Origin of the sequence: Streptomyces sp. NPDC048496 (genome assembly GCF_043200055.1) — a bacterium.
Taxonomy (GTDB): Bacteria; Actinomycetota; Actinomycetes; order Streptomycetales; family Streptomycetaceae; genus Streptomyces.
On record NZ_JBICXB010000004.1, the window covers coordinates 73,114 to 94,674 of the forward strand.

Genomic DNA, 21,561 nt, shown 5'->3' on the forward strand with positions numbered 1-21,561 from the left:
GTGCAGTGGACGAATCTGAACGAACAAACTGTGTATGAGAACCGCTGGTTCCGGGTCAATCTGGCGGATGTCGTTCTTCCCGACGGCCGTCACCTCGACCACTACCTCGTCCGGCTCCGGGCCGTCGCCGCGGCGACCGTCGTCAATGAGGCCAACGAGGTACTGCTGTTGTGGCGTCACCGGTTCATCACCGACAGCTGGGGCTGGGAGCTCGCCGCCGGTGTGGTCGAGGACGGCGAGGACATCGAGGCAGCGGCGGCCCGGGAGATGGAGGAGGAGACCGGCTGGCGCCCGGGCCCGCTGCGGCCGCTGCTGACCGTGGAGCCGTCGAACGGCCTCACCGACGCCCGGCACCACCTCTACTGGGCCGAGGAGGCGACCTGGACCGGCCCCCCGCAGGACGATTTCGAGTCGTCGCGCCGCGAGTGGATCCCGCTCAAACTGGTGCCCGGCATGATCACCCGGGGTGAGATCCCGGCCGCCAACATGGTGGCCGGGCTGCTGATGCTCCATCACTTACGGATCGGGTGAGGCGCGCAGCTCACGCGATCGGGGCCGGCCGGGGACATCCCCCGCCGGCCCCGCAGGCGGTACGACGACCGGCAGGTCAGGAGTACGGGTAGAAGCCCGCGCCCGTCTTGCGGCCGAGCCGGCCCGCGTCGACCATGCGCTGGAGCAGCGGGGGTGCGGCGTACAGCGGCTCCTTGAACTCGGCGTACATCGAGTCGGCGACCGAGGCCACGGTGTCCAGGCCGATGAGGTCGGAGAGTCTCAGCGGGCCCATCGGGTGGGCGCAGCCGAGCTCCATGCCGTTGTCGATGTCCTCGCGGCTGGCGATACCCGACTCGAACATCCGGATCGCGGAGAGGAGATACGGGATCAGCAGAGCGTTGACGACGAATCCGGAGCGGTCCTGGGCGCGGATCGGATGCTTGCCCAGCACGTCCTGCACCAGTGCCTCGGAGCGCCGGACCGTCTCGTCGGACGTGGTCAGCGCGGGGATCAGCTCGACGAGCTTCTGCACCGGGGCCGGGTTGAAGAAGTGGATGCCGATGACCTGGTCCGGGCGGGAGGTCGCCACAGCCAGCTTCACCAGCGGGATGGAGGAGGTGTTGGAGGCGAGAATCGCGTCCTTCCGGGTCACCACCTGGTCGAGCACCTGGAAGATCTCGGTCTTGACCTGTTCGTTCTCCACGACGGCCTCGATCACGAGATCGCGGTCGGCGAACTCGCCGAGGTCGGTGGTGAAGCTGAGGCGGTTGAGTGTCTCGTCGCGCTCCTCCTCGGTGATCTTCCCGCGTTCGGCGGCCTTCGAGAGGGAGTTGTGGAGCCGGGTGCGACCGATCTCCAGCGCCTCGCCGGTGGTCTCGGCCACCATGACGTCGAGTCCGCTGCGGGCGCACACCTCCGCGATGCCTGCGCCCATTTGGCCACAGCCCACCACTCCGACGCGTGCAATGTCGGCCATAGAGTCCGTCACCTCATGCCTTTCGCTGATCTCCGTTCGGCGGGCTCCCGTCTGATTCCGGTCCCCGCCTCGACCCCCCGACGTTACTCCGCGGCCTACGGGTCATGACGGGCCGGGGCGGGCATGCTCTGCGTTACCCCCGATGCCGGGGTGACGGACGAGGACACAGAGACGGCAGGTGCAACGAAATGCGGCAAATGGCTCGAAGAGGCTTTGTGGCGGGTGCGGCCGGGGTGGTCGCGGGGATGATGGCCTCGGCCGCGGGTGCGGCCGAGGCCGTCGCCGTACCGCGGGAAGTACCGGTTCCGTCCGGAGCGGGTGCGTTGCCCGGGCCGGGTGCGAGCCTCCCGCGCGTCGCCCGGCGCGAGATGCGCGGTATGTGGGTCGCCACCGTCGCCAACATCGACTGGCCCTCGGCGCCCGGCCTGACGGCGGCGGCGCAGCAGGCCGAGCTGATCGCATACCTCGACGAGGCCGTCGCCCGGCGGCTGAACACCGTCGTCCTGCAGGTCCGGCCGACCGCCGACGCCCTGTGGCCGTCCTCCTACGAGCCGTGGGCCCAGTACCTCACCGGCGTCCAGGGGAAGAACCCCGGCTGGGACCCGCTGGGCACCGCCGTCCGCGAGACGCACCGCCGCGGCCTGGAACTGCACGCCTGGTTCAACCCGTACCGGGTCGCCAACCACACGGACCCGTCCCGGCTGGTCCCCACCCACCCGGCCCGGCTGCACCCCGACTGGGTCCTGCCGTACGGCGGGAAGCTCTACTACAACCCCGGACTGCCCGAGGTGCGCCGCTTCGTCCAGGACGCCATGCTCGACGCGGTCCGCCGCTACGACATCGACGCCGTCCACTGGGACGACTACTTCTACCCGTATCCGGTCGCCGGACAGGTCTTCGCCGACGACGCCACCTACGCGCAGTACGGCGCAGGCTTCCCGGACAAGGCCGCCTGGCGCCGCGACAACACCGACAAGCTGGTCCGTGAGATGTCCGCGCGGATCAAGAAGATCAAGAAGCACGTCCAGTTCGGGATCAGTCCGTTCGGTGTCTGGCGCAACGCGGGCACCGACCCGCTCGGCTCTGACACCAGGGCAGGGGTGCAGACCTACGACGACCTGTATGCCGACACCCGAGGTTGGGTCAAGAAGGGCTGGATCGACTACATCTGTCCGCAGATCTACTGGAACATCGGCTTCGCCGCCGCCGATTACGCCAAGCTGCTGCCCTGGTGGGACGCGGTGGTACGGGGCACGGGTGTCGACCTCTTCGTCGGTGAGGCGCTCTACAAGGGCGGTGACCCCGCCCAGCCCGCCGCCTGGCAGGACCCGGCCGAGCTCTCGCGCCACATCGACCTTGCCGCCCGCTACGACCAGGTTCGCGGGCATGTCTACTTCTCGGGCAAGGACGTGGTCGCCGACCGGGCCGGGATGATGGCGCGCGTCGTGGCGGACCACTACCGCAACAGAGTGCGCCCTCCCCGCTGACCCGAGGGGTCCGAGGCGGAGGGGGCGCACCGAGGGGTGGCGCGGTCGGGGCGGCGCTGTGTGCCCGGGGAACCTACGGGGTCTCCGGGCCCCGGTGCCGGGCCCCGGTGTGCTGGACGATGGTGTCGGGACCTGGCGAAACCAGGTGTTCGTGTCCGTCCTCGGAGCGGACGCGGTACGGGGGAGCGCCCTTGTCCCCGAGCACTTCGACGATCTCTGCGACCCGGTCGTGCTGCCCCACGATCCTGCCGTGCGTCAGCAGCCGGTCGCCCGCGTGTGCCTCCATCTGGAGTGACCTCCTCACGGGTGACGGTCCATGTCGACAAGTCTATGACCGGATCCGCCCGCGCACCGGGCGTACCAGTGACTCTTTTCGGATCGGTCGGGAACCGGGCGCGGTGGAGGCCGCCGTGGCGCGTGGGTCCGGGCCGTCGTGGGTTACGCCGGAGACCCCCCGGCGCCGCGCCCCCGCCCGCTGGGTGGCCGCGATGCAGACCAGCACGGCCACCGCCGCCACCGGTGCGGCCGCCGAGACCTTCTCGCCGAGGAGCAGGAACGACCACACCAGAGTCAGCAGCGGCTGCGCGAGCTGAAGCTGGCTCGCCCGCGGGACCCCGATCTCCGCCATGCCGCGGTACCAGACGTACAGGCCGACGAAGGTGGAACCCGCCGCCACCCAGACGAGGCCGATGAGCCCGTGTGCGGTCAGCCGCACCGGCTCGAAGGAGAGCGCGACCGCCGCGCCCGCCACCATCAGCGGCGTCGCGAGGACCAGCGCCCAGCCGATCACCTGCCAGCCCGGCATGACCCCGGCCAGCCTGCCGCCCTCGGTGTACCCCGCCGCGCACACCAGCAGCGCACCGAACAGACAGAGATCGCCGGAGGAGAGCGCGCCGCCGCTCTGCTGCACGGTGAACACGATCACCACGGCCGCGCCGGCCAGTGCCGCGATCCAGAAGGTACGCGGCGGACGCGACCCGGTCCGCAGTGACGAGAGGACAGCCGTGGTCAGCGGCAGCAGCCCCACCACCACGGCCGCGTGCGAGGAGGTGGAGGTCTGCAGGGCCAGCGTGGTCAGCAGCGGGAACCCCACCACCACGCCGCCCGCGACGACCGCGAGCCCGCACCGGTGGCGGCGGTCGGGCACCGGGACCCGTCCCGCGAGCAGCACGGAGCCCGCGATCAGTGCGGCGAGCAGGCTGCGCAGGGTCACCAGGGACCAGGGGCCGAAGCTCTCCAGTCCCCAGACCGTGGACGGGAAGGTCAGCGAGAAGGCGACGACGCCGAGCCCGGCGAGCAGTGTGCCGCTCCGGCCCGCCGATGGGGCAACCGCTGCCGAAGGGGAGGTAACCGCTATCGGTACCTGACGGGTAGCGCTATCCTTTGCTTTCATGCAAGAGCGTAGCAGCGTTGCTGAACTGGCGAGTTCCCTTCGAGGTGAACTGAACCGCTACTCAATTGGTGGGAAGCTGCCGTCCAGTCGGGCGCTCGTGGAGCGATATCGGGTCAGTCCGGTGACCGTCTCCCGGGCGATCGCGCAGCTCGCCGCCGAAGGGCTCGTCGTGACCCGCCCCGGCTCCGGCGCCTTCCGGGCGGAGCCCCGTGCCGACGTGCCCCCGCCCGGCGACACCTCCTGGCAGGAGGTCTCCCTCAGCGGCGACGGCGGACCGGAGGTCGTGCCCCGTACCGTCGACGCGTCCGGCGTCCTGGTCACGCTCACCGCGCCGCCGCCCGGCGTCATCGAGCTGAACGGCGGTTACCTCCACCCCTCGCTCCAGCCCGAACGGGCGCTCGCCGCCGCCCTCGCCCGGGCCGGGCGCCGCCCCGGAGCCTGGGGCCGTCCGCCCACCGACGGGCTCACCGAGCTCCGTGCCTGGTTCGCCCGCGAGATCGGACCCTCGCTCACCGTCGCCGACGTACTCATCACCGCGGGTGGCCAGAGCGCCCTGGCCACCGCTCTGCGCGCCCTCGCCCCGCCCGGCGCCCCCGTCCTCGTCGAATCGCCCACCTACCCGGGCATGCTGGCTGCCGCCCGTGCCACCGGACTGCGTCCCGTCCCGGTCCCGGTCGATGCCGACGGGGTCCGCCCCGAACTGCTGGCCGCCGCTTTCCGCGCCACGGGCGCACGCGTCTTCGTCTGTCAGCCGCTCTTCCAGAACCCGACCGGCGCGGTCCTCGCCCCGGACCGTCGGCGTGAGGTCGTCCGGATCGCCCGCGATGCGGGGGCGTTCGTCGTCGAGGACGACTTCGCCCGCCGCCTCGTCCACGACGACGCGGGCCCGCTGCCCGCGCCGCTCGCCGCCGACGACCCCGACGGCGTCGTCGTCCATGTCTGCTCCCTCACCAAGATCACCTCGCCGAGTCTGCGGGTGGGTGCGCTGGCCGCCCGCGGACCGGTGCTGGAACGGCTGCGGGCCATCCAGATCGTCGACAGCTTCTTCGTCCCGCGCCCGCTCCAGGAAGCCGCGCTCGAACTGGTCGGCTCCCCGGCCTGGGGCCACCATCTGCGTTCCGTGTCGACGGAGCTGAAGAACCGGCGGACCGCCATGACGACCGCCCTGCGGCTCGAACTGCCCGACCTGTCGCTCCCGCGCATTCCCGCGGGTGGCGGCAGCCTCTGGCTGCGGCTGCCGGACGCCGAAGCCGGCCCCGACGAGGCGGCGTTGGTCTCGGCCGCCCTGCGCGCGGGCGTCGCGGTCGCGCCGGGCCGTCCGTACTACTGCGCTGAACCCCCGGCCGCCCAGGTGCGGTTGAGCTTCGCCGCAGTCGCCGGGCCGGGCGAGATCGCCGAGGGCGTACGACGGCTGCGCACTGCCTGCGACAAACTCTTCGCCGCCCCCGGCCGCCGCGACCTATCCTCCGGGCATGGCTGACATCCTCCAGGAGCGTTACGAGATCTCGTCCGACCCGGCCCGGCTGGACCCGGCCCGGATCCACCACTGGCTTTCCACCGACGCCTACTGGGCGCTCGGACGTACCCGCGAGAAGCAGGATCTGGCCATCGCCGGATCGCTCAACTTCGGCGTGTACGACACCACTTCAGGGGAACAGGCCGGCTACGCGCGGGTGGTGACCGACCGTGTCACCTTCGCCTGGCTCTGCGATGTGTACGTCGACCGGTCGGCCCGCGGCCACGGGCTCGGCACCCGGCTCGTTGCCGCCGTGCGCGACCACCTCGCCCCGACCGGCATCCGCAGGCTCACCCTCGCGACCGATGACGCCCACGGCGTCTACGCGAAGGCCGGGTTCCAGCCGCTCAAGGACCCCGAGAAGTGGATGTGCTTCCGGTTCGACAGTCCCGGAGCCGTCTGAAATTCGCCCTCTTGACCTGGGCGGCGTTCGGCTCCACGACCTCGGCCACGAGTGTTCGAGTCTCGCTCGTCGCCGCGGCGCGCAGCTCCTCCCCGCTCGCCGCGCGCTTCGACGACGATCGGCGGACTCCGGGGACCGCGACACACGGCCCCGGGAAGGCGTGCGGCGCGGTGGATCCGGGTGATGCGAACCGGGCCGCGTCGCGGCTCACGCGAGTTCCGTGGGCTCGTCCTGAAGCCCGGACCCGATCTGCTCCCGCAGCTCCAGTCCGTCCGCGTGACCGTGCACCCGGACGGCCAGCTCGGTGGTGGCGCGGACCACTTCCTCCGGCTCACCGGCGAGGGCAAGCGTGCATTTCGTCTCGCTGGGGTATTCCCGGCAGTCGGCGACCTTCCGCATGAGGCACCTCCCTGCTCCCTTCCACTCTAGGGCGGTGTGCGCGCCAGGGAGGGGGGAACGGGGAGGCGCCGGTGCGCTCACAGCCGTACGGAACTGTCCGGCTTACGGTGCGGCTGGTCATTCACCCTTGTGTGCGGCGGCGGCGAGCGTCACGGCCTCCGCGATGCCGGTCTCCGCGGCGGCTTTGTCGATACCGAGCCCGGTCAGCACGCCCTCGCCGCCCTCGTGCTCCAGCAGCGCGAGCAGGATGTGCTCCGTGCCGACGTAGTTGTGCCCCATCCGCAGGGCCTCCCGGAACGTGAGCTCCAGCGCCTTGCGTGCCCCGGCGTCGTACGGAATGAGGTCCGGGAGCTCCTCGGCCGCGGGCGGCAGCGCCTCGGTCGCGGCCTGCCGGACGGCGTCCAGCGAGACGCCCTGCGCCTTGATGAAGGCCGCGGCGAGCCCGTCCGGCTCGCTGAGCAGCCCCAGCGCCAGATGCTCCGTACGCACCTCGTCGTTGCGTGCGGCGCGGGCCTCGTTCTGTGCTGCCATCACGACGTTCCGCGCCCGCTCGGTGAACCGGCTGAAGCCCTGGCTGGGGTCGAGATCCGACGGCTCGCCGGGATCCTTGGCGACAAAGCGCTTCTGGGCCGCCTGCCGGGTGACTCCCATGCTCTTCCCGATCTCCGTCCAGGAGGCTCCCGAGCGGCGCGCCTGATCGACGAAGTGGCCGATCAGGTGGTCGGCCACGTCGCCGAGGTGATCGGCGGCGATGACCGCGCCCGAGAGCTGTTCGAGAGCGTCGGAGTGAACTTTCTTGATGGCTTCGATCAGTTCGTCGAGCCGTACCGGATTCGTCATGCTCACTGGTTTCGCCATGCGTCAACCTTAGGTTGACAGTCATGGAGTGTCAACCATCGGTTGACAGTGCAAGGAGGGGGTGGCAACGCTCGGCCCTGCGGGCAGGTCGGTCGCCCCGCTGCTCGGCCAGGGCCGGCCATCGGCCGGCTCGGTCGCGGGGGCCGGGAAACCGGCGGAGCGGAGTGTGTCGACGACGGCGAGCGGGCCGGTCCGGAGCTCGGCGAGCCGGGTGTGCGGCCGCCACTTCGGTGCGGACCGTTGGCCGTGAGTACGGACCGTTGACCGTGGGGCCCGGTCACACGGTGCCCCACGCGGGCATGGGCCCGCCACGACCGGACGGACGCCGGTCCGGATGTGCGGGGCTGCCGCCATGGACGCGGCATCCAGCCGCTCGGCTGCCCGGCTCCGGTCGAAAGGATTCATCGGGCGATTGTCGCCGCAGGTACCGGCGCGGGTGTCGCCGCTGACCCGAACGGTCCCGTCGGGCGGGCGTGGGGCGAGAGCGGGCGCCCGGCCCCCGCTGACCGATCAGCGAGAGGCCGGGGCGCCAGAGGAGTCCCTCGTACGGTCAGAGGACGCCGGAGTCGGCGATGGTGACCTTGGCCCGGGTCTTGCCGCTCTGTGAGCCGTAGCTCTCGATCTTCTTGACCAGGTCCATGCTCTCCTGGCCGTCGACCTCGCCGAAGACGACGTGCTTGCCGTCCAGCCACGACGTCACGATCGTCGTGATGAAGAACTGGGAGCCGTTGGAGTCGGGGCCCGCGTTCGCCATCGACAGCAGTCCGGGCTTGTTGTGCGTGAGCTTGAAGTTCTCGTCGGCGAACTTCTCGCCGTAGATGCTCTTGCCGCCACGGCCGTCACCGAGGGTGAAGTCGCCGCCCTGCAGCATGAAGTCCGGGATGACCCGGTGGAAGGACGAGCCCTTGTAGCCGAAGCCCTTCTCGCCGGTCGCCAGCGCGCGGAAGTTCTCCGCCGTCTTCGGAACCACGTCGTCGAACAGGTTGAACACGATCCGCCCGGCGGGCTCGTCATTGATGGTGATGTCGAAAAAAACCTTGGTCGTCATGGATCCATCCTGACATCACCGCGGTCGGTGACCAGTGGACGGGGTGGTCCGAGCGCCGGATCGCCCAGCCGATCCTCGAACGCGAGTACGAGAAGAGGTTCCGTGTGGGCGGCCGGAAGGGCTGACTGACTATGCATCAGAAGCCTTTGTTCAGTGCCTCTTTGCCCCGCTCCGAAGCGAGTTCCGGACTGATGCGCCACGCACGGTGACCGCCGCCCCTCGCAGCGCCCGGCCCACTGGGGAAGCCCCCTCGCCCGGTCGTCGCCCTGTCCCGGGCCTCCCGGGACGACGCTGTCACCCGTTCGGACGGGCGCCTGTTGCCCGGCACGTTCGACGCCGTTCGTATGGCACTGGGTCTGCCGACCGCCGGCCCCGCGCCATGAGTCACCCTGCCCAGGAAGGTTCCGCCGATGCCAGGTGTCACCATCCGTCGGCAAAGGCGTGGCGCCATGTGCGCCGCGGGGGTCCTGCTGCTCGCGTCCGCGGTCACGACCGGGGGTCAGGTCGTGGTCGAGTTGTCCGACGGGGGACCGTCCGGGGCCGGCGGGACGACGTTGACCTGGAAGCCCTGTGAGGGTGAGGGCCGGCAGGGATTCGAGTGCGCAACGGCGAAGGTGCCACTCGACTACGCCCGTCCCCGGTGGCGCACCATCGACCTGGTGGTGATCAGGCACCGGGCCACCGCTCCCGGGCGGCGGGTCGGATCACTGTTCTTCAACCCCGGGGGGCCCGGCGGCGCGGGAACGGTGGGGCTGCCGTTGCAGTATCACAAGTTCCCCAAGGAACTGCGCGAGCGGTTCGACATCGTCAGTTGGGACCCGCGCGGCGTCGGGCAGAGCACCGCCGTGCAATGTTTTGCCAGTGCGGAAGAGGCCGTCACATGGTTGGAGAATGTTCCCGCCTTCCCGGTCAGCGCGAAAGAGCGCAGAACCTTCACCGCGGCCTACGCCGAGCTCGGCCGACGCTGTCAGAAGCGCGTTCCGGAACTGCTGCGTCATGTGTCGACGGACGAAAGCGCCCGCGACCTCGACCGGTTGCGTCAGGCACTCGGTGAGCGGCAGTTGAGGTACTGGGGTGTCTCGTACGGAACGTTGCTGGGGGCGACCTACGCAAACCTCTTCCCGTCCAAGGACGGCCGCCTGGTGCTCGACGGGAACGTCGATCCTCGGGCCTGGGTCGAGGACGGCTCGAAGAGCGAGCCGGAACTGAACACCTTCCTACGGCTGGGGTCCGATCTGGGCTCGGCCGACGCCCTGCGGGAATTCCTGAGGCTGTGCGGTCGCGCCCCGGCGAGCAGCTGCGCCTTCTCCGCAGGAAACCCGGCAGCAACCCGCGCCAAGCTCACCGAGCTGCTGGGGCGCCTCCCGAAGAGGCCCGTGGGGTCCTGGACGTACGCGAAGACCGTCAGCGAGATCCGTGGCGGGCTCTACACGGTCCACCCCGGCTGGGCCGAGACGGCCCAGATGTTGCAGACCCTCTGGGAGGGCCGCATCCCGGAGGATCCGCCGGCGCCTCCCGTTTCCTTGACGTATCCCGGTTTCGAGCAGAGTCTCGGCGTACTGTGCGCGGAGAGCCCCAACCCCCGCGACCCGGCACGCTACGTCGGACTCGCCAAGCTGAGCACCGCGCGAGCGGGAGACCTCGGACACTGGTGGGCCTGGGCCAACGAGCCGTGCGCAACCTGGCCGGCCCGTGCCGTCAGGACCTACACCGGCCCCTGGAACAGGCACACCGCGACCCCCGTACTCGTCGTCAATGCGACCTACGACCCTGCCACCTCCTATCGGGCAGGCAAGGCGATGGCCCGTGAACTCGCCGACACCCGTCTGCTCACGGTCAACGGGTACGGCCACACGTCACTGGACAATCCGAGCGGCTGCGTCGGCCGGCATACGGCCCGCTACTTCCTCAGCGGTGTCCTGCCTCCTGTCGGCGCCACGTGCGAACAGGACGTCCCTCCCTTCGCGCCCTTCGCGACGGAGACACCGGCCGTCCCCGACGGAAGAGGCGTTACGGGCGCGAAATGAGCCCCGGAACAAGGTAGGCGACGCGGCCCTGCCCCGGCAGTGCGCCGACGCGCTCCGCGTACGGGGCCACGAGCTCCTGATGAGCGACGGCCGTCGGTGCCGGGGCACCGAGGTGTGTCACTCGCAGTGCGGGCCGGGACTCAGTTGTCCGTTCCGGCCGCTCTGCGGCGACGACGGCTGTTCCTCAGGGGGCAAACACTGCCGGTCACCAGGACCGACGACGGGGCTTGCCCCGCCTGCCGGTCTTGGGACCGCCGGAGCCGCTCCGCGGGCTCTTGCCGGCCGGCTTCCCGGCCGTGGACTTTCGCTGCGCGCCGCCTGTGTCAGGGCGCTTGCGCTGCTTCGGCTGTGCCGGGGTGGGGTTGCGCCCCCGCGAGCTGTTGACGGTCCGCCCGCGAACGATCCCGATGAAGTCCTCCACCAGGTCGGTGGTTTTTTCCTCCGGCCACGACAGCGCGACGCGCGACTCGGGGGCGTCCGTGAGCGGCCGGTACGTGAGGTCCTTGCGGTGGTGCAGCCGTGCGAGTGACTGAGGGACGACAAGGAGGCCCACCCCTGCCGCCACCAGCTCGATGGCGTCCGCCGTCGTGGCGGGACGCTCGATCGCGGGCCGGCCGGGCGGGCGCTCCCAGCCGAGGGTGTCGTCGAGGGGGTGCAGCACGACGTCGTCGGCCAGATCCGCTCCGGACACCTCGTCGACCGTCGCCACGACGTGGTCCTTCGGAACCACGACCACCGTCGTCTCGGTGTAGAGGGGGATCGCGCTGAGGTCCGTCCGGTCGATCGGCAACCGCACGAAACCCGCGTCGGCGCCGCCGCCCCGCAACAGGTCGGATGCTTCGGCGGCGGCCACCGCGACGAGAGTCAGTGGGATGTCGGGCAGCCGCTCGTTCCAGATGCGCACCCACTTGGTCGGCGTCACGCCTGGGACGTATGCGAGCCGGAACGAGAGGGGTGCATCGGAGCCTGTCACCCCGCCAGGCTACCGGTCGTGGTCGGAGGTATCGCACACGCTCGCTACTCTTGACACCATGACGTCGCACCCGACCACCCAGACGATGAAGCCCGCAACCGCGGCAAAGAAGCTGGGTGTGTACCTCGAGGCCACCCCCGCCGAGTTCCAGGAGGGTGTCGTCTCGCGCAGCGAGCTCAATGCGCTGCAGGCCGATCCGCCCGAGTGGCTGCAGGAACTGCGGCGCAACGGACCGCACCCCCGCCCGGTGGTCGCCGCGAAGCTGGGCGTCTCCATCGCGGGGCTCGCACGTGGCGGAGTCACGGACGCCCTCACCACGGAGCAGATCGACGCGCTGAAGAAGGATCTCCCCGAGTGGCTGCAGAAGGAGCGCGCCACCCAGGCCGAGGTCCGGAAGGAAGCTGCGCGCATCAAGGAGAGAAACGCGGAGCGAGCCGGTCAGCCCCAGCGACCGCGCTCCTGACCTGCTTCTCTCGAAGTTCGGACATGACGACGCTGTCGGTGGTCCCCACCCGACCGGGATGAGGATCACCGACAGCGTCGTTTCTGTGAGCGCCGCGTCCGTGGGCCAGGGCTGACGCTCCACAGGTCGGCTGCGCGACGACGCCGGTCGGGGTGCGCCTTCCGGCGTTCGGACTGATGGCTTCACGCTCACCCGGCGGCCCGGAGGCGACTGCGAAAAACGGGTGGCAAGCAGTGATGTGCCCCACATGGTTTGTGCGCCCACGGCGGGGGTCCTGGCCGGCTCCGGCGCCGCCTTCGGGCTGCTGCTCGTATCGAGCATTCTGCTGCCGTGCACGCCGCCGCGCCCGCAGCGCGTGAGCGACGGCTTCCCCGGAGACCTGCTCGCGAGGCCGGGCGCTGTTCAGCTCAGATGCACCGGCAGTGAGTCCACCCCGTACACGACCGACAACTTACGGAACTCCAGTTCCTCCGGCCGCACCGCGAGGCGCAATTCCGGAAAACGGGCTACCAACTTGGGGAAGGCCGCGCGGAGTTCCATCTTGCCGAGTTCGGCGCCGATGCAGCGGTGGATGCCGTGTCCGAACGCCAGATGGGACGAGGCGGGTGGGCGGGCCGGGTCGAACGTGTCCATCGCCGCGCCGAGACGCGGGTCGCGGTCGGCGGCGCTGAGGGAGACGATGACGATGTCGCCGCCGGATATGCGTACGCCGCCGACCTCCATGTCCTCGCGTGCGAAGCGCGGAAAGGCCGTCTGGACGACCGTGAGATGGCGCAGGAGTTCGTCGACGAAGGGGGCGGCGACCGCGGCCGGGTCGTCGGCGTTGCGCATCGCCGTGAAGTGCTTGCGGTCCTGGAGCATGACCAGAGTGCCGAGGGCGAGCATGCTCGCGGTCGTTTCCAGACCGCCGGTGAGAACGCCGTCGGCGAGGCCGGTGAGTTCCTCGTCGGTGACGCTGTCGCCGTGTTCGCGGATGAGCATGCCGAGCAGACCGTCGCCGGGGTTGCGGCGCTGCTGTTCGACCAGGCCGTGCAGGTACTCCCTGGACTGGGAGATCGCGCCGAAGGATGCGCCGACGCCGCCGAGAACATCGAAGCGGGCGACCGAGAACTGCTGGAAGGCGTCCCGTTCCTCGTACGGAACGCCGAGGAGCTCGCAGATGACCAGGGCCGGGACCGGCAACGCGAAGTGCTCGACGAAGTCGACCCGCCCGTCGGTGTCTGCGGCCTTTGCCAGTTCGGCCAGGCATTCCTCGGCGATCGCGTGGATACGGGGCGTCAGGCGGCTGAGCCGGCGCATCGTGAACTCGGGGGTGAGCAGCCGGCGCAGGCGTGTGTGGTCGGGCGGGTCGCAGAAGCCCAGGCCGCCCGGCTGATGGTTCTCGGTGACACTCGTGTGGTTGACGAGGTTGGCGAAGTCGTTGCTGAAGGCGCGGGCGTCGCCGAGGACCTGCTTCGCCTCGTCGTAACCGGAGACCAGCCAGACCGTCATGCCGGGTATGGGCAGCCGACTGACCGGCTCCCGGTCGCGCAGCGCGCCGATCTCCGGGACGGGGTCGAGGCCGTCACGGCGCAGCGGCAGCAGCGCGGCGTCGGGCAGCTTCGAGAGAATGGAGAGGTCGAGGCCGCGGCCCTTCTTCCGAAGCCGGGAGAAATAGAGACGGGTCACCCACGTCGCTATTGTGGAACGTGCGGAAGGCATGGACATGTACTCGTGCTCGCATCTGTGAGGTGGGACGGACGAGGCCCGTGCCGGTAACCGGTCCGGGGAGCCCAGCAGGAGGGTAAGCCCTGCCGGTCCGGAGGCCGGTAGCCCCCATCGCGGTGCCGCCGACCAGGCACTGCGGACCAGGGAGACGGCGAGCCGTTGTCCACGGTCTGGATCGGTGCGTTCCGGCACACCCCACGACGACCTGGCCGTCACCGGCCCGGCCCGCTTCGCCCTCGAAAGCCCGGCCTCGTACCCGGCAGTGTCACCCCGCTGCCCGCCCGGCCGACTCAAGCGCCGACCGTCCAACCCACGTACGCGGCCACAGGGGTGACTGAGCGTCTTCGGTTGGTTGGCGAACACACCCTGGCAGGAAGACAAGTGTGATGGCAGTTCTCAGCCGCGCCATGCGCACACGGAGCCCGAACCGAGCCGGCCGGGCGCAAGCGGGAATCTCATCCGCCGGCTGAAACGCCGAGTCACACCAATCGAGGACGTCGAGGCACGCCTCGCCGGTGCAGGGCACCGCTGTGGGCGTCACACCTGGACGACAGGGGTACCGGATGGTGCGCGGGCGGCAGCCTTCCCGCCGACTCGGGAGTCCTGGTGGCCACACCGGCGCGCAGGTGTGTCAAGGGCCGTGGCTATCAGGTGGCGGCGGCCATCGCCTCGCGTGTGCCGTCGTCATTCGCCTCGCCAGATGTTGTCGAAGGCCGCATCCTCGATGGCTCGCCGTTGCCGTACGGCCTCCAGCTCCATCAGCGCGTCATTGACTGCGGCCAGCACTGTCACTACCGCGTCGTCGAACGTTTCCGGGAAGTCCCCGGTCAGCTCGTCCCGGATCCCGATGGCTGCCGCGAGGGCGGCGAGGACGGGCTCATCAGATGTCCAGCGGTTCGCCGCGTCGCGGCGCGCGGGCGAATCGACCAGCACCGTCCGACCGCTCAGGAAGGGCATCCCGCGACGGGGCTGCCGAGTGAGCTGCCCCTCCGCCTCGAGCGCGGCCAGATAGGCTGCGGACAGGCCGCGACCTCTGCGCCACAGCCAGTCGTCGACCGATTCGTACGGCGCTTCTCGGATCAGCGACGCCGCAGCCTCGTCCAGCAGGCGATCGGCTATGGGGGGCCGGAGGCCCGGCACGATCTGATCGCCGTCCAGTCTGAGGGCCTCGGCACCGAGGAGGTCGATCATCTCGGCTCCCGCGAGCGCGAGCGACAGGTCGCCCTGCTCCACAGGGTGAGTGGGCGCCATGTCCATGACGGTGATCGAGAGGTCCCGCGGTGTGGTCATGAAGGGCTCCACGTCAGAGGCATCGGTAGCGATGCGTCGCTGAGCAGCTGGTCCGGCACCCGATGTGACGCCGGGCGGCAAGGTCGGCTGCCGTTGTCGGTGGCGGTCGCGATCGCTGAGCGGATGTGCTGCGGGTAGCCGGCGGGCGGGAAGCCCGGCCGGTGCTGTCCATCGGGATCAGATCACTGATCGTGCGGTCGGTGTGTGAGGAAAGGATCCTCAAGGACCTTCCTGCCCGTCGCCAGGCTTTCCCGGTAACGAGCTTACGGAGTGAGGGCGGCAGCTGCACCCTGCGTCGGCCCCACCATGAGCGCAGTCCAGGGTGCTCGGGTCAGGTGATCTTTCGGCGTCCTCCGGTCCCTACGCCGGCGCCGCGACGGCGGCCGCACGCGAGAGTCGGATCACGACGCACGACCGGAAGGCGCAGGTGACGGGCTGAAAAGCATTCATGTCGCCGAACGTAGGTCCTCCGGGCGGCGCGACACGTGGGCGTGGCTACTCAGATCGAGTCGGGTACCCGAGCCGTCCGGCGACGTATGCGCGCTTCGGTTTGGCCACACCGACCGGCTGCCGCGCCCAGTCGTACCGCCTGTGCCGAAGCACGCCAGTTGTCATATACGCAGATTCGCTGTCACCGGACCTTTTCCTCAGCCCAGTGTGATCCGGGCGGCGACCGGCAGGTGGTCGCTGCCGGTGGCGGGCAAGGTGTGGATGTGGGCGACGGTCGCCGAGCGGGCCATGACCTGGTCGATCCGGGCCAGCGGGAAGGCGGCGGGGAAGCTGAAGGCGAAGCCGCGTTCCGCCACGTTCATCCGTGAGGTCAGCGGGGCCAGCCCACGGTCGTCGACCGTGCCGTTGAGGTCCCCCAGCAGGATCACCGTTGTCAGCTTCTCGGCGGCGACGGCCTTGCCCAGCAGGCCGGCGCTCTCGTCGCGCCAGGAGGATGCGAGGCCGCTCGCCCGGACGCGGACCGAGGGCAGGTGCGCGACGTACGCCGCGATCTCGCCGTGCGGCGTGTGGACCACGGTCCGCAGCCCGCGACTCCAGGCCTCCGCGATCCCCTGGGGTTTGATGGCCACCAGCCGGGTGTCGGTCAGCGGATACTTCGACCAGAGTCCGACGGTGCCCCGGACCGCGTGGTACGGGTAGTCCGAGGCGAGGGTCTTCTCGTAGACCGGCAGTGCCGGGGGTACCAGCTCCTCCAGCGCGATGAGATCGGGCTCGGCGTCGGCCAGGGCGCGGGCCGTGCCTGCCGGGTCGGTGTTCTCGTCGCTGACGTTGTGCTGCACCACGACCAAGTCGTGCCCGCCGGGCTTCGCCCCGGGCAGGAGCAGCCCGCCGAAGAGGTGCATCCAGGCCACCACGGGCATCAGCAGGGCCACCACCGCGGTGGCCGAACGGCGCAGCAGCGCCACTCCGAGCAGCACCACAACCACCAGGCCGAGCCAGGGCAGGAAGGCTTCCAGCAGACTGCCCAGGCGGCCCACGGAGTTGGGGACAGCCCGGTGGAACGCCAGCAGCCCGGCCGTCAGCACCGCGAGCACAACGAGCACCCGCCCGCGCGTCCAGGTCGACCGGACCCTCGCATCCTCGCCCGGAGCCCGGCGCCGCGTCCACCGAGGCGCTGCTGCCTTCACCGTCGACGTCGCACCGCTGTCCGCCCGCGCCTGCTCCACTATGGCTTCCCATCCATTTGGCCTCGCCCCCCAGGACGAGCCACCGGGTGAATCAGTTCTGTTTTCCGCGCACAGGGCCGCGAATGGTCGGGGCATGGCCCGACCCGCAACTTCCGGCCCCGAGGGTGGTCGGCGTGGATGAGCACGCGACGCGCAAGGGCTGCAGCCACGGGACCGTGGTGGATGGCGAGCCACGTCGGCCGGCGGACCTGCTGTCCGACGGGGAGGCTTCGGCCTTGGCCGCAGGGCTGGCCAAAAGGTCAGCGACCGAGGTCGTATGCCGTGGCTGCGCACCGTTCTCCGCGCAGGTGCGCCCGCAGGGGTGCCCCAGACGGTGCAGATGGCGGACCATGGGGATATGTGGCACAACCTGGGCGAAGCCGCTGAGCGGAGCGTCGCCCAGTACCGCTTCCTGCGCGTCCTGGGCGGGCTACGACCGGCGGCGGCCGCACATCGCGGCGTGTCGGCCCGCGAAGGCTTTGCATAAACGTGCGGCGATGCGTATAGTCATGCCATCGATGAGGAGGATTCCGATGGCGGTACGTGCAGCAGTGGCAGGGGCGAGCGGGTATGCCGGCGGGGAGCTGCTCCGTCTGCTGCTCGTTCACCCCGAGGTGGAGGTCGGTGCTCTCACCGGCAATACCAACGCCGGCCAGAAGCTCGGCACGCTGCAACCGCATCTGCGGCCGCTCGCCGACCGGGTACTCCAGCCGACGACGCCCGAGGTCCTCGCCGGGCACGACGTCGTTTTTCTCGCCCTGCCGCACGGGCAGTCCGCCGCCGTCGCCGAGCAGCTCGGTGACGAGGTGCTCGTCGTCGACATGGGCGCCGACTTCCGGCTGAAGGACGCCGGTGACTGGGAGAAGTTCTACGGGTCGCCACACGCCGGGACCTGGCCCTACGGTCTGCCCGAGCTTCCCGGCGCCCGTGCCGCGTTGGCGGGTTCCAAGCGGATCGCGGTGCCCGGCTGCTACCCGACGGCCGTCTCCCTCGCGCTGTTCCCGGCGTACGCGGCCAAGCTCGTCGAGCCCGAGGCCGTCGTCGTCGCCGCGTCCGGTACCTCCGGGGCGGGCAAGGCGGCCAAGCCGCACCTGCTCGGCTCCGAGGTGATGGGCAACATGTCTCCGTACGGCGTCGGCGGTGTCCACCGGCACACGCCCGAGATGATCCAGAACCTCAGCGCGGCCGCCGGTGAGCCGGTCACGGTTTCCTTCACACCGACCCTCGCGCCCATGCCCCGCGGCATTCTCGCCACATGCAGCGCGAAGGCGAAGCCGGGCGTGACCGCCGAGTCCGTACGTACCGCCTATGACAAGGCCTTCGCGGACGAGCCGTTCGTCGATCTCCTTCCCGAGGGACAGTGGCCCGCCACCGCGTCCGTGTACGGCTCCAACGCCGTGCAGATCCAGGTCGCGTACGACGAGGCAGCCGGCCGGATCGTCGTCATCAGCGCCATCGACAACCTTGCCAAGGGCACCGCGGGCGGCGCCCTGCAGAGCATGAACATCGCCCTCGGACTTCCCGAGGACACAGGTCTTTCCACGATCGGAGTGGCACCGTGAGCGTCACGGCAGCACAGGGGTTCTCGGCGGCGGGTATCGCCGCGGGAATCAAGGAGAGCGGTAACCCGGACCTGGCCCTCGTGGTCAACAACGGCCCGCGTCGCGCCGCCGCGGGAGTCTTCACCTCCAACCGCGTCAAGGCCGCCCCCGTCCTCTGGTCGGAGCAGGTCCTCAAGGGCGGCGAGGTCACCGCCGTCGTCCTCAACTCCGGTGGCGCCAACGCCTGTACGGGCCCGCAGGGCTTCCAGGACACGCACGCCACCGCCGAGAAGGCCGCCGAGGTGCTCATCGGTCACAGCGCCGGTGAGATCGCCGTCGCCTCGACCGGGCTGATCGGCACGCTGCTCCCGATGGGCAAGCTGCTGCCCGGCATCGAGACCGCCGCCGCGGCGCTCAGCGAGCACGGCGGCGAGAAGGCCGCCATCGCCATCAAGACCACGGACACGGTCCACAAGACCGCCGTCGCGGGCGGCGAGGGCTGGACCGTCGGCGGCATGGCCAAGGGTGCGGGCATGCTCGCACCGGGGCTCGCCACGATGCTGGTCGTCCTCACCACCGACGCCGACGTCGACGCCGCCGGTCTCGACTCCGCGCTGCGCGCCGCGACCCGCACCACCTTCGACCGGGTCGACTCCGACGGCTGCATGTCGACGAACGACACCGTGCTGCTGCTGGCCTCCGGGGCCGGCGGGATCACCCCGGAGCAGGGCGAGTTCGCGGAGGCCGTACGGGTCGTCTGCGCCGACCTGGCCCGGCAGCTGATCGGGGACGCCGAGGGTGCCTCCAAGGACATCCGGATCGAGGTCATCAACGCGGCGACCGAGGACGACGCCGTCGAGGTGGGCCGTTCCATCGCGCGCAACAACCTCCTCAAGTGCGCCATCCACGGCGAGGACCCCAACTGGGGCCGGGTCCTCTCCGCGATCGGCACGACGAAGGCCGCCTTCGAACCCGACCAGCTCAATGTCGCCATCAACGGCGTCTGGGTTTGCAAGAACGGCGGGGTCGGCGAGGACCGAGACCTCGTCGACATGCGCTATCGCGAGGTGAAGATCACCGCCGACCTCGCCGCAGGCACCGAGTCGGCCGTCATCTGGGCCAACGACCTCACCGCGGACTACGTCCACGAGAACAGCGCGTACAGCTCATGAGTGCGGCGCGGAAACACACCGCACTCCCGAAGGCGGAGATCCTCATCGAGGCGCTGCCCTGGCTGACCCGGCACAACGGCAAGACCATCGTCATCAAGTTCGGCGGCAACGCCATGATCGACGAGGAGCTGAAGGCGGCCTTCGCCCAGGACGTCGTCTTCCTGCGGCAGGCCGGCCTCAAGCCCGTTGTCGTGCACGGCGGTGGCCCGCAGATCAGTGCCCAGCTCGACAAGCAGGGCCTGGTCAGCGAGTTCAAGGCCGGGCTGCGCGTCACCACGCCCGAGGCGATGGACGTCGTACGGATGGTGCTGGCCGGACAGGTCCAGCGCGAGCTCGTCGGCCTGCTCAACCAGCACGGCCCGCTCGCCGTCGGCATGACCGGCGAAGACGCCCACACCATCACCGCCACCCGGCACCGCCCCACCATCGACGGTGAACGCGTCGACATCGGCCGGGTCGGCGAGATCACCGCCATCGACACCGGGGCCATCCAGGCGCTGCTGGACGACGGCCGGATCCCGGTCATCTCCTCCATCGCCCGCTCCGCCGACGACAACCACGTCTACAACGTCAACGCCGACACCGCGGCCGCCGCACTCGCCGCCGCGCTGAACGCCGAGACGCTGATGGTTCTCACCGACGTCGAGGGTCTCTACGAGGACTGGCCCAACAGCGACGATGTGATCAGCCGGCTCACCGCCGACGAACTGGAGAAGCTGCTGCCGGAGCTGTCCAGCGGCATGGTGCCGAAGATGCAGGGCTGTCTGTTCGCCGTGCGCAACGGCGTCGAGACCGCCCGTGTCATCGACGGCCGGGTCCAGCACTCGATCCTGCTGGAGATCTTCACCGACGAAGGAATCGGCACGATGGTCGTGCCCGACGCACAGTCAGGGACAGTCGCACAGTCAGGGACAGAGGGGGAAGCATGACCAATGCCGAGCTTTCACAGCGGTGGCAGGGCTCGCTCATGGACAACTACGGCACCCCGCAGCTCTCCCTGGTCCGCGGCGAAGGTGCCCGCGTGTGGGACGCCGACGGCACCGAGTACCTCGACTTCGTCGGCGGCATCGCGGTGAACGCGCTGGGCCACGCCCACCCCGCCGTCGTCGAGGCCGTCTCCGCCCAGATCGCCTCCCTCGGCCATGTCTCCAACCTCTTCATCGCCGAACCGCCCGTCGCCCTCGCCGAGCGGCTCCTGCACCTTTTCGGACGGACCGGCCGGGTCTGCTTCTCCAACTCGGGCGCCGAGGCCAACGAGGCCGCCTTCAAGATCGGCCGACTGACCGGGCGGACCCATATGGTCGCCACCGACGGCGGCTTCCACGGCCGGACCATGGGGGCCCTCGCCCTCACCGGCCAGCCCGGGAAGCGCGAGCCGTTCCTCCCGCTGCCCGGCGACGTCACACATGTCCCGTACGGAGATGCGGAAGCCCTCCGCGCCGCAGTGACCACCGAGACCGCGCTGGTGATCATCGAACCCATCCAGGGCGAGAACGGTGTGGTCGTCCCGCCCAAGGGCTACCTGGAGGCCGCCCGGGAGATCACCCGGGCCACCGGCACCCTGCTCGTTCTCGACGAGGTGCAGACCGGTATCGGCCGGTGCGGCCACTGGTTCGAGCACCAGGCCCACCAGAGCATCGAGCCCGACATCGTCACCCTTGCCAAGGGCCTGGGCGGCGGGTTGCCGATCGGCGCCACCGTCGCCTTCGGTGCCACGGCCGACCTGCTGAAGCCCGGTCAGCACGGCACGACGTTCGGCGGCAACCCGATCGCCTGCGCCGCTGGTCTCGCCGTGCTGGACACCCTCGCCGCCGACGGCGCCCTGGATCGGGTGAAGCGGCTCGGCGAGCGGATCCGGGAGGGTGTCGAGGGGCTGGGGCACCCATTGGTCTCCCACGTCCGCGGCTCCGGACTGCTCCTGGGTATCGTGCTCACCGAGCCCCTCGCACCTCAGGTGCAGCAGGCGGCTCAGGGAGCCGGACTCCTGGTGAACGCGCCCGCCCCCGATGTCGTACGGCTGATGCCGCCGCTGATCATCGGTGACGCGGAGGTGGACGCGTTCCTCGAGGCACTGCCCGGCGCCCTTGACGCGGCACACGGGGACGGAACATCCGGAGAGAAGCGCTCCGGAGAATGAGGC

20 protein-coding genes are annotated in these 21,561 nt (G+C 70.3%); 10 read left to right on the plus strand and 10 right to left on the minus strand.

What is annotated here, in order from left to right:
• Nucleotides 1–531 (plus strand): NUDIX hydrolase, encoded by a 531-nt coding sequence (locus ACGFSA_RS06360; protein WP_393300447.1) that lies wholly within the window; start codon nt 1–3, stop codon nt 529–531.
• A gap of 76 nt (nt 532–607) precedes the next feature.
• On the opposite strand, the gene ACGFSA_RS06365 is transcribed toward ACGFSA_RS06360, so the two are convergent.
• Nucleotides 608–1,468, minus strand: a complete 861-nt coding sequence (locus ACGFSA_RS06365) for a 3-hydroxybutyryl-CoA dehydrogenase (RefSeq protein WP_393300450.1) — start codon at nt 1,466–1,468, stop codon at nt 608–610.
• Between the two features lie 215 nt (nt 1,469–1,683).
• Here ACGFSA_RS06365 and ACGFSA_RS06370 point away from each other — a divergent pair, with 215 nt between their 5' ends.
• Complete coding sequence (locus tag ACGFSA_RS06370) at nt 1,684–2,955, plus strand: glycoside hydrolase family 10 protein (protein WP_393300918.1); 1,272 nt, start codon at nt 1,684–1,686, stop codon at nt 2,953–2,955.
• Between the two features lie 73 nt (nt 2,956–3,028).
• Here ACGFSA_RS06370 and ACGFSA_RS06375 read toward each other — a convergent pair whose 3' ends face one another.
• Complete coding sequence (locus tag ACGFSA_RS06375; RefSeq protein WP_393300453.1) at nt 3,029–3,241, minus strand: DUF1918 domain-containing protein; 213 nt, start codon at nt 3,239–3,241, stop codon at nt 3,029–3,031.
• Between the two features lie 42 nt (nt 3,242–3,283).
• Nucleotides 3,284–4,348, minus strand: coding sequence for a DMT family transporter (locus ACGFSA_RS06380; RefSeq protein WP_393300456.1), 1,065 nt, complete (start codon nt 4,346–4,348; stop codon nt 3,284–3,286).
• Between ACGFSA_RS06380 and ACGFSA_RS06385 the strand changes: the two genes are divergently transcribed.
• Entirely contained in the window at nt 4,347–5,828 is a 1,482-nt protein-coding gene (locus tag ACGFSA_RS06385; protein WP_393300459.1) for a PLP-dependent aminotransferase family protein, read from the plus strand. The genes ACGFSA_RS06380 and ACGFSA_RS06385 overlap by 2 nt on opposite strands.
• Nucleotides 5,821–6,267: a GNAT family N-acetyltransferase gene (locus tag ACGFSA_RS06390; protein WP_393300462.1), complete on the plus strand. Its 447-nt coding sequence runs from the start codon at nt 5,821–5,823 to the stop codon at nt 6,265–6,267. Before ACGFSA_RS06385 ends, ACGFSA_RS06390 begins: the two co-directional genes overlap by 8 nt.
• A 207-nt stretch (nt 6,268–6,474) precedes the next feature.
• Here the strand turns inward: ACGFSA_RS06390 and ACGFSA_RS06395 are convergent, their stop codons facing one another.
• From ACGFSA_RS06395 to ACGFSA_RS06405, 3 genes are all read right to left on the minus strand, one after another.
• Nucleotides 6,475–6,666 carry a DUF1059 domain-containing protein gene (locus tag ACGFSA_RS06395; RefSeq protein WP_358859860.1) on the minus strand — a complete coding sequence of 64 codons (192 nt, stop codon included), beginning with the start codon at nt 6,664–6,666 and terminating at the stop codon, nt 6,475–6,477.
• A 117-nt stretch (nt 6,667–6,783) separates the two neighbouring features.
• Nucleotides 6,784–7,524, minus strand: a complete 741-nt coding sequence (locus tag ACGFSA_RS06400; RefSeq protein ID WP_393300466.1) for a Clp protease N-terminal domain-containing protein — start codon at nt 7,522–7,524, stop codon at nt 6,784–6,786.
• A gap of 550 nt (nt 7,525–8,074) precedes the next feature.
• The gene (locus ACGFSA_RS06405) at nt 8,075–8,572 is read right to left on the minus strand and encodes a peptidylprolyl isomerase (protein WP_393300469.1); all 498 of its coding nucleotides are present in this window, start codon (nt 8,570–8,572) and stop codon (nt 8,075–8,077) included.
• Between the two features lie 449 nt (nt 8,573–9,021).
• Here ACGFSA_RS06405 and ACGFSA_RS06410 point away from each other — a divergent pair, with 449 nt between their 5' ends.
• On the plus strand, nt 9,022–10,599 hold the full coding sequence (locus tag ACGFSA_RS06410; protein WP_393300471.1) for an alpha/beta fold hydrolase: 1,578 nt from the start codon (nt 9,022–9,024) through the stop codon (nt 10,597–10,599).
• 205 nt (nt 10,600–10,804) lie between these two features.
• Here the strand turns inward: ACGFSA_RS06410 and ACGFSA_RS06415 are convergent, their stop codons facing one another.
• A complete protein-coding gene (locus ACGFSA_RS06415; RefSeq protein ID WP_393300474.1) occupies nt 10,805–11,572 on the minus strand; it encodes a LysR substrate-binding domain-containing protein in 768 nt (255 codons plus the stop codon).
• A gap of 58 nt (nt 11,573–11,630) precedes the next feature.
• Here ACGFSA_RS06415 and ACGFSA_RS06420 point away from each other — a divergent pair, with 58 nt between their 5' ends.
• Nucleotides 11,631–12,035 carry a DUF5997 family protein gene (locus ACGFSA_RS06420; RefSeq protein WP_393300477.1) on the plus strand — a complete coding sequence of 135 codons (405 nt, stop codon included), beginning with the start codon at nt 11,631–11,633 and terminating at the stop codon, nt 12,033–12,035.
• 402 nt (nt 12,036–12,437) lie between these two features.
• Here the strand turns inward: ACGFSA_RS06420 and ACGFSA_RS06425 are convergent, their stop codons facing one another.
• The 3 genes from ACGFSA_RS06425 to ACGFSA_RS06435 form a co-directional block, all read right to left on the minus strand.
• Nucleotides 12,438–13,742, minus strand: a complete 1,305-nt coding sequence (locus ACGFSA_RS06425; RefSeq protein WP_393300480.1) for a cytochrome P450 — start codon at nt 13,740–13,742, stop codon at nt 12,438–12,440.
• Between the two features lie 684 nt (nt 13,743–14,426).
• Nucleotides 14,427–15,032, minus strand: coding sequence for a GPP34 family phosphoprotein (locus ACGFSA_RS06430; RefSeq protein ID WP_393300483.1), 606 nt, complete (start codon nt 15,030–15,032; stop codon nt 14,427–14,429).
• 647 nt (nt 15,033–15,679) lie between these two features.
• Entirely contained in the window at nt 15,680–16,585 is a 906-nt protein-coding gene (locus tag ACGFSA_RS06435; RefSeq protein ID WP_393300486.1) for an endonuclease/exonuclease/phosphatase family protein, read from the minus strand.
• 656 nt (nt 16,586–17,241) lie between these two features.
• Here ACGFSA_RS06435 and argC point away from each other — a divergent pair.
• The 4 genes from argC to ACGFSA_RS06455 are packed head-to-tail and all read left to right on the plus strand — an operon-like array spanning nt 17,242 to nt 21,558.
• Nucleotides 17,242–18,270, plus strand: coding sequence for an N-acetyl-gamma-glutamyl-phosphate reductase (argC, locus tag ACGFSA_RS06440; RefSeq protein ID WP_393300489.1), 1,029 nt, complete (start codon nt 17,242–17,244; stop codon nt 18,268–18,270).
• Nucleotides 18,267–19,421, plus strand: a complete 1,155-nt coding sequence (gene argJ, locus ACGFSA_RS06445) for a bifunctional glutamate N-acetyltransferase/amino-acid acetyltransferase ArgJ (protein ID WP_393300491.1) — start codon at nt 18,267–18,269, stop codon at nt 19,419–19,421. Before argC ends, argJ begins: the two co-directional genes overlap by 4 nt.
• Complete coding sequence (gene argB, locus ACGFSA_RS06450; RefSeq protein WP_393300494.1) at nt 19,418–20,350, plus strand: acetylglutamate kinase; 933 nt, start codon at nt 19,418–19,420, stop codon at nt 20,348–20,350. The genes argJ and argB overlap by 4 nt, the downstream gene beginning before the upstream one ends.
• On the plus strand, nt 20,347–21,558 hold the full coding sequence (locus ACGFSA_RS06455; protein ID WP_393300497.1) for an acetylornithine transaminase: 1,212 nt from the start codon (nt 20,347–20,349) through the stop codon (nt 21,556–21,558). The genes argB and ACGFSA_RS06455 overlap by 4 nt, the downstream gene beginning before the upstream one ends.
• The last annotated feature ends 3 nt before the right edge of the window (nt 21,559–21,561 follow it).